13 protein-coding genes and 1 tRNA gene are annotated in these 14,012 nt (G+C 66.6%); 5 read left to right on the plus strand and 9 right to left on the minus strand.

The annotated features are described in order from the left end of the window. Window positions 1–184 precede the first annotated feature (184 nt). The 5 genes from ACF8NF_RS25875 to ACF8NF_RS25895 all read left to right on the plus strand — a co-directional run bounded on the left by ACF8NF_RS25875 (window position 185) and on the right by ACF8NF_RS25895 (window position 7,552). Window positions 185–2,044 carry a methyl-accepting chemotaxis protein gene (locus ACF8NF_RS25875; RefSeq protein WP_392451529.1) on the plus strand — a complete coding sequence of 620 codons (1,860 nt, stop codon included), beginning with the start codon at window positions 185–187 and terminating at the stop codon, window positions 2,042–2,044. A 291-nt stretch (window positions 2,045–2,335) separates the two neighbouring features. After that, a protein-coding gene (prfB, locus tag ACF8NF_RS25880) for a peptide chain release factor 2 (protein ID WP_392451530.1) occupies window positions 2,336–3,440 on the plus strand; the annotation gives its coding sequence in 2 pieces (ribosomal slippage) (window positions 2,336–2,416 and window positions 2,418–3,440; 1,104 coding nt in all). A 77-nt stretch (window positions 3,441–3,517) separates the two neighbouring features. Beyond that, entirely contained in the window at window positions 3,518–6,244 is a 2,727-nt protein-coding gene (gene pepN, locus ACF8NF_RS25885; RefSeq protein WP_016450620.1) for an aminopeptidase N, read from the plus strand. 198 nt (window positions 6,245–6,442) lie between these two features. Further along, window positions 6,443–7,450 (plus strand): class 1 fructose-bisphosphatase, encoded by a 1,008-nt coding sequence (locus ACF8NF_RS25890; protein ID WP_012205101.1) that lies wholly within the window; start codon window positions 6,443–6,445, stop codon window positions 7,448–7,450. A 26-nt stretch (window positions 7,451–7,476) separates the two neighbouring features. After that, a tRNA-Thr gene (locus ACF8NF_RS25895) sits at window positions 7,477–7,552 on the plus strand. 74 nt (window positions 7,553–7,626) lie between these two features. Here ACF8NF_RS25895 and ACF8NF_RS25900 read toward each other — a convergent pair. The 9 genes from ACF8NF_RS25900 to ACF8NF_RS25940 all read right to left on the minus strand — a co-directional run bounded on the left by ACF8NF_RS25900 (window position 7,627) and on the right by ACF8NF_RS25940 (window position 14,012). Next, window positions 7,627–7,923 carry an addiction module antidote protein gene (locus tag ACF8NF_RS25900; protein ID WP_017406814.1) on the minus strand — a complete coding sequence of 99 codons (297 nt, stop codon included), beginning with the start codon at window positions 7,921–7,923 and terminating at the stop codon, window positions 7,627–7,629. Between the two features lie 168 nt (window positions 7,924–8,091). Continuing rightward, window positions 8,092–8,844, minus strand: a complete 753-nt coding sequence (locus ACF8NF_RS25905; RefSeq protein WP_392451531.1) for a 4'-phosphopantetheinyl transferase family protein — start codon at window positions 8,842–8,844, stop codon at window positions 8,092–8,094. Between the two features lies 1 nt (window position 8,845). Further along, complete coding sequence (locus tag ACF8NF_RS25910; protein WP_392413085.1) at window positions 8,846–9,280, minus strand: excinuclease ATPase subunit; 435 nt, start codon at window positions 9,278–9,280, stop codon at window positions 8,846–8,848. 47 nt (window positions 9,281–9,327) lie between these two features. Beyond that, the gene (locus ACF8NF_RS25915; protein WP_209672864.1) at window positions 9,328–9,723 is read right to left on the minus strand and encodes a hypothetical protein; all 396 of its coding nucleotides are present in this window, start codon (window positions 9,721–9,723) and stop codon (window positions 9,328–9,330) included. Beyond that, on the minus strand, window positions 9,720–10,979 hold the full coding sequence (locus tag ACF8NF_RS25920) for a beta-ketoacyl-ACP synthase (protein WP_209672865.1): 1,260 nt from the start codon (window positions 10,977–10,979) through the stop codon (window positions 9,720–9,722). The genes ACF8NF_RS25915 and ACF8NF_RS25920 overlap by 4 nt, the downstream gene beginning before the upstream one ends. Further along, window positions 10,976–11,719 (minus strand): 3-ketoacyl-ACP reductase FabG2, encoded by a 744-nt coding sequence (locus ACF8NF_RS25925; protein ID WP_209672866.1) that lies wholly within the window; start codon window positions 11,717–11,719, stop codon window positions 10,976–10,978. Before ACF8NF_RS25925 ends, ACF8NF_RS25920 begins: the two co-directional genes overlap by 4 nt. Next, on the minus strand, window positions 11,716–12,195 hold the full coding sequence (locus ACF8NF_RS25930; protein ID WP_061287592.1) for a hotdog family protein: 480 nt from the start codon (window positions 12,193–12,195) through the stop codon (window positions 11,716–11,718). Before ACF8NF_RS25930 ends, ACF8NF_RS25925 begins: the two co-directional genes overlap by 4 nt. 12 nt (window positions 12,196–12,207) lie before the next feature. Continuing rightward, entirely contained in the window at window positions 12,208–13,419 is a 1,212-nt protein-coding gene (locus tag ACF8NF_RS25935) for a beta-ketoacyl-ACP synthase (RefSeq protein ID WP_392451532.1), read from the minus strand. Beyond that, window positions 13,416–14,012, minus strand: coding sequence for a DUF3261 domain-containing protein (locus ACF8NF_RS25940; protein ID WP_392451533.1), 597 nt, complete (start codon window positions 14,010–14,012; stop codon window positions 13,416–13,418). The genes ACF8NF_RS25935 and ACF8NF_RS25940 overlap by 4 nt, the downstream gene beginning before the upstream one ends.

The raw sequence follows: 14,012 nt of genomic DNA on the forward strand, positions 1-14,012 counted from the left end.
CGCAATAAATATTCGGACTGGACCTATTTTTCCCTAAGCCTCGCCGGCAAGTGACCGATATCTGCGGCATGGCGGCGGCTGAGTGTCGGCCCCGCTGATCGCCACAGATCGCCACCGTTTCCGCCGACTCCCAGCCCCAGCCGCTCATCCGCTTTCGCTCTTCGCCATACGGCACTCCCCCACCATGATGTTTTTCCGCAATCTGAAGCTGGCCCCCAAGCTGCTGGCCTCCTTCATCGCCCTGCTGCTGCTGACCGCAGGCCTGGGCCTGTTCTCCGTGGTCCAGCTGGACCGCGTCAACCAGACCGCCACCGACCTGGCCCACCACTGGATGCCTGCCGAGCGCGTGCTCCTGGAGATGCGCTACCAGCTGCAGCGCTACCGCTCGCAGACCATGCAGCATGTGCTGGCCACCTCCATGGAAGAGATGGCCGTCTACGACAAGAACATGCCCGCGCTGTGGTCCGAGCTGCTGAAGAACCAGCAGGCCTTCGAGCGCTATGCCAATACGGCTCGCGAGCGCGAGCTGATGGCCGGCATCAAGGACGACCTGGGCCAGTACGCGCAGCACACGGCAAAGATCGTGGACCTGTCCCACGCCCTGCGCACCGACGAGGCGTCCGAGCTGCTGCGCGGCGATTCGGTCAAGACCAGCCGCGCCATCAACAGCAAGCTCGATGAACTGATCAAGCTCAACGCCCAGGGCATCGAAGATGCCAACCAGGCCGGTGACGACATCTTCACGGCTGCGCGCTGGTGGGTGATCGCCCTGCTGGTGGGCGCCGTGGTCTTCGGCCTGGCCATGGCCCTGCTGATCGCCCGCAGCGTGGCGCGCCCCCTGCAGCAGGCCGTGAGCCTGGCGCAGGCCGTGGCCGCAGGCGACCTGGGCAGCCGCATCGAGGTGCATGGCAAGGACGAGACCGGCCAGCTGCTGCTGGCCCTGAAGCACATGAACGAAAGCCTGCAACGCATCGTGGGCCAGGTGCGCCAGGGCACGGACTCCATCGCCACGGCCAGCGGCCAGATCGCATCGGGCAACCAGGACTTGTCGGCCCGCACCGAGGAGCAGGCCAGCTCGCTGGAGCAGACCGCCGCCTCCATGGAGGAGCTGACCTCCACCGTCAAGCAAAACGGCGCCAACGCCCAGCAGGCCAACCAGCTGGCCGCCGCCGCGTCCCAGGTCGCCGTGCGCGGCGGAACGGCCGTGGCCCAGGTGGTGCAGACCATGTCCGCCATCAACGATGCCTCGCGCAAGATCGTGGACATCATCGGCGTCATCGACTCCATCGCCTTCCAGACCAACATCCTGGCGCTGAATGCCGCCGTGGAAGCGGCCCGCGCCGGCGACCAGGGCCGGGGCTTTGCCGTCGTCGCCTCGGAAGTGCGCACCCTGGCCCAGCGCTCGGCCGCCGCCGCCAAGGAGATCAAGCAGCTCATCGACGACTCGGTGGGCAAGGTCGAGGAAGGCAGCGCCCAGGTCGATTCGGCCGGCAAGACCATGGAGGAGATCGTGGCCAGCGTGCGCCGCGTGACCGACATCATGGGCGAGATCTCGGCCGCCAGCCATGAGCAGACGGCCGGTATCGAGCAGGTCAACCAGGCCGTCACGCAGATGGACCAGATGACCCAGCAGAACGCGGCCCTGGTCGAGGAATCGGCGGCGGCCACCGGCGCCCTGCAGGCCCAGGCCAAGGCGCTGGCCGAGGTGGTGAGCGTGTTCAAGCTCTCGCCGTCCACCGGCATGCTGGGCAGCAGCCGCGGTGTCAGCCACGCCGCCGCCGTGGCAGCGCCCCGCCAAACACCGGCGGCGCCCCGTCCGCATCTGGCGCCTGCCGCTCCCAAAGGCGCTGTGCCCGCACGCGCATCGGCCGCCCTGCCTTCTGCAACTGGTGCGGCCGGTGCGGCCGGTGCAACCCCTGCTCCGGCAGGCGCCGCGCGCCCGGCCCAGCCGGCGCAGCCGGCCCGGCCTGCCGTGACCGCACCTGCCAGGGCCAAGGCCAAGGCGGCCAGCACGGCCTCCGACGACGATTGGGAAACCTTCTGAACCAGGTTTTCGCCCGCCCCGCCGGGGGCGGACACACCGGCCAAGGCCCGACCAGCTCCTGCTGGCCGGGCCTTTTTTCCGGGCGCCTCGCAGGCGGATCACGCCCCTGCCATGGCCAAGCCCTTCAAATCTGCCATGATCGACCGCTGCAAGCCCTTGTTTTGAAAGCCCTCGCCAGTCTGCAGCCCTCCCGCAGCCCCGCGCGACAGGCGCTTGGCCCGGCACGGTGCCCCAGCATGAGAAAATCGGCGATTCAGCCAAGAACACATTCATCAGAAGACGGAACACATCATGGAAGCAGAACGCATCAACCTCATCGGCAACACCCTCGAAGATCTGTCGCAGCGGACGGCAGATCTACGGAGGTATCTTTGACTACGATGCAAAGTACGAACGACTGCGCACGGTAAATGCTTCGCTGGAAGATCCCAGCGTCTGGAACGACCCCAAGAAGGCCCAGGAACTGGGCAAGGAAAAGAAGCTGCTCGACGGCGTCGTGCTGACGCTGCAAAAGCTCACCGCCGAGCTGGCCGACAACGCCGAGCTGTTCGAGATGAGCAAGGAAGAAGGCGATGAGACCGGCCTGCTCACCATCGAGGGCGAGACCGCCAAGCTGCAGCCCCTGATCGAGGAACTGGAGTTCCGCCGCATGTTCGGCAAGGAAGCCGATCCGCTGAACTGCTTCGTGGACATCCAGGCCGGCGCCGGCGGCACCGAAGCCTGCGACTGGGCCGGCATGCTGCTGCGCCAGTACCTGAAGTACGCCGAACGCAAGGGCTTCAAGGCCACGGTCGAGGAAGAGACGCCGGGCGACATCGCCGGCATCAAGAGCGCGACCATCCACATCGAGGGCGAGTACGCCTACGGCCTGCTGCGCACCGAAACCGGCGTGCACCGCCTGGTGCGCAAGTCGCCCTTCGACAGCTCGGGCGGCCGCCACACCAGCTTTGCCTCGCTGTTCGTCTATCCCGAGATCGACGACTCGATCCAGATCGAGATCAACCCCTCGGACGTGCGCACCGACACCTACCGCGCATCGGGCGCCGGCGGCCAGCACATCAACAAGACCGATTCGGCCGTGCGCCTGACGCACATCCCGACCGGCATCGTCGTGCAATGCCAGGATGGCCGCAGCCAGCACAGCAACCGCGACGTCGCATGGCAGCGCCTGCGCTCCAAGCTCTACGAGCACGAGATGCAAAAGCGCATGGTGGAGCAGCAAAAGCTGGAGGACACCAAGACCGATGTGGGCTGGGGCCACCAGATCCGCTCGTACGTGCTGGACAACAGCCGCATCAAGGATTTGCGCACCAACGTCGAAATCTCGGCCACCCAGAAGGTGCTGGACGGCGACCTCGACGCTTTCATCGAAGCCTCGCTCAAGCAAGGCCTCTGATTTCAAGCCCCTGGGCGGCACCGGCCGCACAGGGGCTTGGACTCTGTCCCCTGATATTGGCATAGGAAGGAATCTGTATGCTGCAACTGCGTGACGGGCAGGCCCCTGCCACCGCCATCCACCGCGCCGACTACCAGGCTCCTGCCTGGTGGATCGACACCGTGGACCTGACCTTCGATCTCGATCCGGCCAAGACCCGCGTGCTCAACAAGATGCGCGTGCGCCGCAACACCGAGGTGCCGGCGCAGCCGCTGCGCCTGGACGGCGATGAACTGAACCTTGCGCGCGTGCTGGTCAACGGCGGCGGCACCTCGTTCAAGATGGACGGCGACCAGCTCGTGCTGGAGAACCTGCCCGAGGGCGGCGACCCCGTCGATCTGGAAATCTTCACCACCTGCGCGCCCGCCAAGAACACCAAGCTCATGGGCCTGTATGTGAGCCAGGGCACGTTCTTCACCCAGTGCGAGGCCGAGGGTTTCCGCCGCATCACCTATTTCCTGGACCGTCCCGACGTGATGGCCATGTACACCGTGACGCTGCGCGCCGACAAGACCGCGTACCCGGTGCTGCTGTCCAACGGCAACCTGGTCGAGCAAGGCGCGCTGGAAGACGGCCGCCACTTCGCCAAGTGGGCCGATCCGCACCGCAAGCCCAGCTACCTGTTCGCTCTGGTCGCCGGCAACCTGGTTGCGCGCGAGCAAAAGATCAAGAGCCGCGCAGGCCGCGACCACCTGCTGCAGGTCTTCGTGCGCCCCGGCGACCTGGAGAAGACCGAGCACGCCATGAACTCCCTCATGGCCAGCGTGGCCTGGGACGAGGCCCGCTTCGGCCTGTCCCTGGACCTGGACCGCTTCATGATCGTCGCCACCAGCGACTTCAACATGGGCGCCATGGAGAACAAGGGCCTGAACGTCTTCAATACCAAGTACGTCCTGGCCAGCCAGTCCACGGCCACCGACACCGACTACGCCAACATCGAGTCCGTCGTCGGCCACGAGTACTTCCACAACTGGACCGGCAACCGCGTCACCTGCCGCGACTGGTTCCAGCTGTCGCTCAAGGAAGGCCTGACCGTCTTCCGCGACCAGGAATTCAGCATGGACATGGCGGGCAGCCCCTCGGCGCGCGCCGTCAAGCGCATCGAGGACGTGCGCGTGCTGCGCACCGCCCAGTTCCCCGAGGATGCGGGCCCCATGGCCCACCCGGTGCGGCCCGACAGCTACATCGAGATCAACAACTTCTACACCGTCACCATCTACGAAAAAGGTGCCGAGGTCGTGCGCATGCAGCACAACCTGGTGGGCCGCGAAGGCTTCGCCAAGGGCATGAAGCTGTATTTCGAGCGCCATGACGGCCACGCAGTGACCTGCGACGACTTCGCCCAGGCCATGGCCGACGCCAACCCCGACAGCGAACTGGCCCGGCGCCTGGACCAGTTCAAGCGCTGGTACAGCCAGGCCGGCACGCCACAGCTGCGCGCCGAAGGCAGCTATGACGCGGCCGCCCGCACCTACACGCTGACCCTGAGCCAAAGCTGCGCGCCCACGCCCGGCCAGGCCGAGAAGCTGCCCTTCGTCATCCCCGTGCAGATGGGCCTGCTGGGCCAGGACGGCCGCGCGCTGACCCTGCGCCTGCAGGGCGAAGATGCGCAGGCAGCCGGCGACAGCCGCCTGTTGGTGCTGTCCGAACCCAGCCACAGCTTCGTCTTCACCGACGTGGACCAGGAGCCCGTGCCCTCGCTGCTGCGCGGCTTCAGCGCCCCCGTGGTGCTGCAGCACAGCGACAGCGATGCCGCCTTGCTGACCCTGCTGGCCCATGACAGCGATGCCTTCAACCGCTGGGAAGCCGGCCAGCGCCTGGGCCTGCGCATCGCGCTGCAGGCCATTGGCGACACCTCCATCACGGCAGACGCCAGCGGCCAGATCGCCGCTGCCCTGCTGCCGGCCTCCTTCGTCGAGGCCATGCGCGGCGTGCTGCGCCATCCGCAGCTGGATGCGGCCTTCAAGGAACTGATGCTGACCCTGCCCGGCGAAAGCTACATTGCCGAGCAACTGGCCGTGGTCGATCCGCAGCGCGTGCACGCCGTGCGCGAAGCCATGCGCCAGCAACTGGCCACCGAACTGCAGGCCGACTGGCAGCAGGCATGGCAGGAGCACAGCGACACCGGCGCCTACCGCCCCGACCCCGTCAGCTCCGGCCGCCGCGCCCTGTCCGGCATGGCACTGTCCATGCTGTGCCTGGCCGCGCGCGCATCGGGCGACACGGTCTGGCCCGGCAAGGCGCTGCAGCGCTTCAAGGACGCAGGCAACATGACCGACCGCATGAGCGCCCTGACGGCACTGGTGCAAAGCGGCCACCCGCTGGCCGCCCAGGCCCTGGCGCGTTTCCACAAGCTGTTCCAGCACGATGCGCTGGTGCTGGACAAGTGGTTCGCGCTGCAGGGCGGCGCCTGCGACCGTGGCGGCAACGTGCTGCCGGCCGTCAAGCAGCTGATGAAGCACCCCGACTTCCAGATCAAGAACCCCAACCGCGCGCGCAGCCTGATCTTCAGCTACTGCAGCGCCAATCCCGGCGCCTTCCACCGCGCCGACGCGGCGGGCTACGTGTTCTGGAGCGAGCGCGTCATCGAGCTGGACGCCATCAACCCCCAGGTCGCCGCCCGCCTGGCGCGTGCCCTGGACCGCTGGAGCAAGCTGGCCGAGCCCTACCGCACCGCTGCACGTGAAGCCATCGCCCGCGTGGCGGCTCGCGCCGAACTCAGCAACGACGTGCGTGAAGTCGTCACCCGCGCCCTCGCGGATTGACGAGCCACCCCCTGAGTCGCTTCGCGCCTTCCCCCTTGCATGGGGACGACACCCTCGGTGCGAGGCGGCTCTTCCTCGGTGTCCCTGGCTTGAGCAGCGCCGGTTTTATGTTGCAAGCCAGGAATCACTGGAATGCTGTTCATCAGCAGATGCATACGCCATGCCGCATCTGCTCCCGGATTTTTAGGAGTTGAACCCATGAAGAAAAACGTCAGCCTGACCCGCTACCTGGTCGAGCAGCAACGCGTGGACGGCCTCATCCCCGGCCAGCTGCGCCTGCTGCTGGAAGTCGTGGCACGCGCCTGCAAGCGCATCAGCCAATCCGTCAACAAGGGCGCCATCGGCGACGTGCTGGGCACGGCCGGCAGCGAGAACGTGCAGGGCGAAGTCCAGAAGAAGCTGGACATCATCGCCAACGAGGTGCTGATCGAGGCCAACGAATGGGGCGGCCACCTGGCGGCCATGGCCTCCGAGGAAATGGAAGGCATCTACCTGGTGCCCAACCGCTACCCGCACGGCGAGTACCTGCTGATGTTCGACCCGCTGGACGGCTCGTCCAACATCGACGTCAACGTCTCCATCGGCACCATCTTCAGCGTGCTCAAGAAGCCCGAAGGCCACCCCGGCGTGACCGAGCAGGACTTCATGCAGCCCGGCACCCAGCAGGTAGCGGCCGGCTACTGCATCTACGGCCCGCAGACCACCCTGGTGCTGACCGTGGGCGACGGCGTCTCCATGTTCACGCTGGACCGCGAGCAAGGCTCCTTCGTGCTGGTGCAGGAAAACATCCGCATCCCCGAGGACACCAAGGAATTCGCCATCAACATGTCCAACATGCGCCACTGGGACACCCCCGTCAAGCGCTACGTGGACGAATGCCTGGCCGGCGTGGAAGGCCCGCGCGGCAAGGACTTCAACATGCGCTGGATCGCCTCCATGGTGGCCGACGTGCACCGCATCATGACCCGCGGCGGCATCTTCATGTACCCCTGGGACCGCCGCGAGCCCAACAAGCCCGGCAAGCTGCGCCTGATGTATGAAGCCAACCCCATGGCCTGGCTGGTCGAGCAGGCCGGCGGCGCCGCCACCAACGGCAAGCAGCGCATCCTCGACATCCAGCCCACGCAGCTGCACGAACGTGTGAGCGTCATCCTCGGCTCGAAGAACGAAGTCGAAAAAGTGACGCAATACCATTCCGAGGCATAAATTTGCCGTTATAATTTTTGTCTGTCGCCGGTGTAGCTCAGTTGGTAGAGCAGCTCATTCGTAATGAGAAGGTCGAGGGTTCGATTCCTTTCTCCGGCACCAAACAAGAAGCCCCAGATTCGCAAGAGTCTGGGGCTTTTTCGTTGGGCACTCTGAGTGCATTCCGGCAACAATGATCAGGTGCGGATAGGCTGAGCCACCAGACGCACGCCAAGAGCGCCACAGACGCGACGGATGGTGTCAAACCGAGGCTGGCTGCCCGGCCGCAGTGCCTTGTACAAAGCCTCCCGGGTCAGACCGCTGGCACTGGCTATCTCGCTCATGCCGCGCGTGCGTGCGATCACGCCAAGGGCATGGGCCAGTTCGGAGGGGTCATCTTCTTCCAGCACCAAGGACAGATAGGCAGCCACGTCCTCATCGGTTTTCAGGTGCTCGGCCATGTCAAAGGTGGGAAGGTCAGCAATCTTGGTCATGGTCAGTTCTCCAGGGTCTTGGACAGGGCAATTGCAGCCGCAATGTCCACCTGCTGGGTTGCCTTGTCGCCACCACCCAACATAACTACCAGCACGTAACACGCAAAGCTAACGGCGAAACCACCCCAGTGGTCAGAATTTCTGCAGCTGGACATGTGCCTTGTGCCATCAGGCCAGCACGACAAGTCGCCAATCCGCAGCGGGCTGCCAATGCACTTCTTCGCTTCCTGATATAGCCACCTCGGGCAGGGGCCCAGGCATGCAAAGCGCCAGGCACACGGCCTGTGCATCGCAATCCCGGCCTTGCCACAGGCGGCCGTGGGCCAGGGGCGGCCCAGCCATGTCGAGCGCAGCGCAGACGGGTATCCACGCAAGCTGCCGCATCCGGACAAAGTCCAGGCCCTGGCCCAGGCTCTTGAAATAGGCCTCCTTCAGGCTCCACAGCTGCACCAGGCTGTGCTGCAGGCGGGCTCCGTCCTGCGCCTGAAGCCATGCGCGTTCGGGCGGGGAGCACACCATCTCGGCCATGGCATGCACGTCGCGCTGGCGGTGCGCAGCCCTTCGCTCAAGGTCCACGCCTACCGGGCCTTGTGCGGCGGCGCAGGCCAGCCAGCCGGCGCTGTGCGAGAGGCTCAAACGGGGCTTCGCTCCAAAAATGCCGCCCTCCCCGCCTTGCTCCACGTGGGGGGCAGCATTGCGGGGCGCTGCTAGCCGCCAGGTCGATGCGGCATCGTGCCCGCCGGCCAGCAGCAGGCGCATGGCATAGCGGCAGGCGATGAATTCGCGCTGGCGCGCCTCGCGCATGCCGGCATGGCACTCCCGCTCCGAGTCCGTCAGCCAGCCCGCAGCCAGCGACTGCGCATTGGCCCACAAGGGCGCCTGCGCCCCCAACAGCAAGGCGCAGGCGGCCGGCGCGCTCAAATCACCGGCCTACGCGGGCATAGGTGCCCTTGAAGGTCACGCCGGCCATCACATTGCCTGCGCGGCATTCGAAATTGACTGGATCCCGGGTGGATTGCTTCTTGTTGAAGCTGTGCAGGTCCACCACGGCGTTGGCGCCCTTTTGCCTGGCCTTGGCCTCGAAGGCCATCAGGGCAGACAGCGCTGCCCAGTTGCAGGCCGTGGCATCGTCCTTGCCCACGCCGTTGGTTTTCTTGTTGGACACGTCATCGCCCAGCTTTTCGGAGATGGCAGGCGTGCTGGCACCGGACAGGTGAAAGCTCACGCTGCCGTCGAGCTTGCCCTGCTCCAGGCCGAGCTTCACCACATCGGCCAGCGGCAGCATTACTGCTTCATTGCGGGCATGTACCGCCGTTGCGGCCACCAGCGCCATGGCTGCCAAGATCATCTTTCTCATGGAAACTCCCTCTCTGTAAAAAAGCATGGAACAGGGACAGCGATGGATTACGGGGTACTGATTTTCTTCATCAGATTCCGGACCCAGCGGTTGTAGTTGGGATGGATCTCCCGCTTGCCATCGCCTTCCGAGTAATTCAGATTCACGCTGTGCAGATAGCTGATCCGGTAGGTATCTGTGTTGTAGTGCACCGCGATGTTGACCTGGTGCTTGCCTTGCTTGTCGTAGTGCAGCTCCAGGCGGCCCGGCTCGTCGCCGACCACCACCCAGCCCAGCGACTTCGACGCCACCACGATGCGATCGTGCAACTGCTGCGTCGTAGTCTCGGGCGAGGCGGTCCACATGACCGCCGGGGGTTCATAGATGTCCGTGCTTCGCGCCACCGCGCTGCCTGCGGCCAGGGCAAGGACCAGGACAATGGCGGCGGTTCTCGTCTGTTTCATTTCACTGGCTCCTGTTGCTTCCAACGTCGAAAAATCAATGAGGTGTTGATGCCGCCAAAGGCAAAGTTGTTGCTCATGACGATATCGGTGTGCAAGGCACGCGGCTCGCCCATGACGTAGTCCAGATCGGCGCAGCGCGGATCGGGTTGCTGCAGATTCGCGTTGGCTGCAAACCAGCCTTCACGCATCATCTCGATGCTCATCCAGGCTTCCAGCGCGCCGCAGGCGCCCAGCGTGTGGCCCATGTAGCCCTTGAGGCTGCTGATGGGCACCTGGCTGCCGAGCACTTCGCGGGTGGCCTGCGATTCGGCAATGTCCCCCTGGTCCGTGGCCGTGCCGTGGGCGTTGACGTAGCCGACCTCCGAAGGTTCGATCCCCGCGTCATCAAGCGCCATGCGCATGGCCTGGGCCATGGTGGCGGCGTTGGGCTGCGTCACATGGGTGCCATCGGAGTTGCTGGCAAAGCCGATCAACTCGGCCCGGATGCAGGCGCCCCGGGCAAGTGCATGCTCCAGCTCTTCGAGCACCAAGGTGCAGGCGCCCTCGCCCAGCACCAGGCCGTCGCGCCGGGCGTCGAAGGGACGTGGCGTGCACTCGGGGCTGTCATTCTTGACGCTGGTCGCAAACAGGGTGTCGAACACAGCCGCCTGCGTGGCATCCAGCTCCTCGGCCCCGCCGGCCAGCATGGCAAGCTGCTTGCCGCTCTGAATGGCCTCGAAGGCATAGCCCAGGCCCTGGCTGCCCGAGGTGCAGGCGCTGGACGTCGTGATGACGCGGCCTGTGGTTCCGAAGAACACGCCGATGTTCACCGCCGCCGTGTGCGACATCATCTTGATGTAGGTGTTGGCGTTGATGCCCTCGGTGCTCTTGTCGGCCATCATGCGGCCGAAGTCGCCGATGGCCGAGGGCGTTCCGGCGGACGACCCATAGGACACGCCCATGTGCCCGCTCTTGACGAAGGCATTGCCCAGCAGGCCGGCATCGGCCAGCGCCAGCTCGCTGGCACGCGTGGCCATCAAGGCGACGCGGCCCATGCTGCGCATGGACTTGCGGTTGTAGTGCGGCGGCAGATCGAAGGGCGGCACGGTGCTGCCCAGCCGGGTGCTCAGGCCCTCATAGGCAGCCCACTCGTCCATCACCCGGATGGCGGTTTTGCCGGAGCGCAGTCGCTCCCGCACCGTGGCCCAGTCGTGGCCCAGGGGACTCAAGGCGCCCACGCCCGTGACGACCACACGCCGTTTGCTTGCTGCGCTCATCCCACCATCCCTCCATTGACGGAGATGACCTGGCGCGTGACGTACGAGGCCTCGCCGCCCATGAGGAAGGCGACCGCACCTGCCACCTCGTCCACCGTGCCCATGCGGCGCATGGGAATCAGCGCCAAGGCATGTTCGAGCACTTCCTCGCTGACCATTTCCGTGTCGATCAGGCCGGGCGCCACGCAATTGACCGTGATCTCGCGCTTGGCCAGCTCCACGGCCAGGGACTTGGTGGCTGCGATCACCCCGGCCTTGGCCGCGCTGTAGTTGGCCTGGCCCCGGTTGCCCATCAGGGCGGAGACCGAAGCCAGCGTCACGATGCGCCCCGGCTTGCGGCGGCGCACCATGGGCATGACCACCGGGTGCAGCACGTTGTAGAACGCATCCAGGTTGGTATGCACCACGGCATCCCACTCCTCGCCCGTCATGGCGGGAAAGGCGTTGTCCCGGGCGATGCCGGCATTGCAGACCACGCCGTAGTAGGCGCCGTGCTGTTCCATGTCGGCCTCAAGCGCCTGAGCGCAGGCAGGACGGTCTGCCACATCGAACTGCAGCACGCGGGCCTGCCGGCCCAGCGCGGCAATGTCGGCCACCGTCTGCAGGGCCTGCTCGCGGCCGCTGCGGCAATGGACCACGATGTCGAAACCATCGCGCGCCAGGCGCAGGGCGATGGCCCGGCCTATGCCCCGGCTCGACCCGGTCACCAGCACCGTGGCTGGCTGGGCGATTGCACTCATGCTTGTCCAACTCCTTCTTGCTCCAGCGCCTGTATGAATGCGCTGCCATTGTCTGGTTCGTAAACGGATATGCGGGCCTGGGCGAGCACGCGGTCCTCGCCCAGGGGCTGGATGCGGCAATCGAACATGCCCAGGCCATTGGTGCCCACCAGTTCGCAGTGCACGCTCACGCGCAGCACGCTGCCCGGGGAAAAATGTGCGCAGGCCGCCTGGAACTTGCGCGTGCCCAGCAAAAAACCCAGCTTGACGGGCCGCCCGGCCTGCACCGCCTGCCAGCCGGCCCAGGCGGCCACGGTCTGGGCCATGTACTCCAGCCCCACCCAGGCGGGCATGCCGGCGTCCTGCAGAAACAGGCCATCACGCGGCACGGTGACCTGCGCATGGGCGCTGTCGGCAGATGCATCGAGCAGGCAGTCCAGCAGCAGCATCACGCCGCGATGGGGCACGTAGTTTTCAATCGGTAGAAATGCGTTCATCTCGATGGCTCCTCAGGCAGCGGCCAGCAGCAGGGCGCAGTTGCTGCCGCCAAAGGCAAAGGAATTGCTGAGCACGGCCCGGGGCGCACGCCCCAGCGCCATGCCCGGGCGGACCACGGCCAGGGCGGGCAGTTCGGGCGCCTGCTCGCTATCCCACCAGTGCGCAGGAAGCCGGCCCTGCGGGTTGTCGTGCAGCAGGTGCCAGGCCATGGCCGCTTCCAGCGCCCCGGCCGCCGCCAGGGTGTGGCCGGTCAGCGGCTTGGTGGAGCTCACGGGCGTTGCTTCGCCGAACACGCTGTGAATGGCCAGGCTTTCCATGGCGTCGTTGTGCACCGTGGCCGTGCCGTGCAGGTTGATGTAGTCCACGTCACCGGGCCGCATGGCCGCACGCCGCAGCGCCTGCTCCATGGCCTGGATGGCGCCCTGGCCGGATGGGTCGGGGGCCGACATGTGGTGGGCATCCTGGGTCTCGCCCCAACCGGCCAGACGCACGGGGCCTGGCTCTCGCGTCAGCAGGAAGAACGCCGCGCCCTCGCCCAGGTTGATGCCGCTGCGCCGGGCAGACAGCGGGTTGCAGCGCTGGTCCGACACGGCCTGCAGCGCGCTGAAACCGGCCACGGTGAAAGCGCACAGCGCATCCACCCCGCCGGCCAGCACGGCATCGACCAGGCCGGCCTGCAGCCAGCGCGCGGCAGATGCCAACGCCTTGGCCCCGGAGGAGCAGGCGGTGGAGAGGGTGTGCGCCGGCCCCTGGATGCCCAGGTGCTGGGCCAGGAACTCCGACACATTGCCCATTTCCTGCAAGGCGTAATCAAAGTCCTGCGGGAACCGGCCCTGTGCCTGCCAATGGGCGGCGGCGGCTTCGCCCTCCTGCACGCCGGCCGTGCTGGTGCCCACCACCACGCCCACACGCGCCGGGCCCCAGCGCGACAGTGCCTGCTCCACCGAGCCGCGCACGCCCTGGGCGGTGTGCCATGCCAGGGCGTTGTTGCGCGATCGCTGCGGCGGCGGTGCCCAGTCCAGCGTGGGAAGCACCACGTGGGGCGGCAGGCAGCCCAGCGGCAGGTGCCGGCCCGGGCTGTAGCGGTCGCTGCACTGCAGGCTGTCGGGGGCCTGGGTGGCGAACAATGCGGCACGCAGGCTGGCCGCATCGGCGCCCAGGGCGCTGGTGGCTGAAAGGGTTTGCACAAACACGGCCTGTGCCGTCGGGGTGATCGCGGTCATGCGCCCTCCCCTGCATTGGCACAGGGACGCATGCCGCCGGGCGAGGCAACGCGCAGTTGCCAGGCGCCTGCGGCATATACGATCTCGAACCCGTCGCTGCCGGCAGGCCGGATCTCGACGCGCGTCTGCCCTTGGTGAGACAGGCGTCTGGCCGATCCGCTGGCCGATCCGCTGGGTGTTCCGACCTCTTGCAGCATCCAGGACGCGGGCAAGTCCCGCGCAATGGCGTCCACCGGCCACAGCGCCAGCTGCATGTCGCCGAGCACCTGCGCCGGCGCTAGTTGCGCCGGCCACCAGCGTGACAGCTCGGCCTGCAGCTGCCGCCCATCCCAGACGATCACGCCCACGCGCTGCCCCAGGTGGACCAGCGCCAGGCGCACCGTCTGCGCATCGACCTCCAGCAGCGCGTCCAGTTCCTGCGCGGGCTGGCCAGGCGCCTGCACCACCAGATGCTGCTGCAGCGCCAGCGCGCAGCCCAGCGCAGCCGGCGGCAATGCCAGCCGCGGCGGCGTGGCATTGCCCTGCGGTGCACGCGCCTCTGGCGCGGTGGAGCAGCCTGCCAACGCGCTGGCCGTGATGATGGCAGCGCTCAC

This window comes from Delftia sp. WSY_22 (assembly GCF_043104185.1).
In the GTDB taxonomy this organism is placed as follows: domain Bacteria; phylum Pseudomonadota; class Gammaproteobacteria; order Burkholderiales; family Burkholderiaceae_C; genus Comamonas; species Comamonas tsuruhatensis.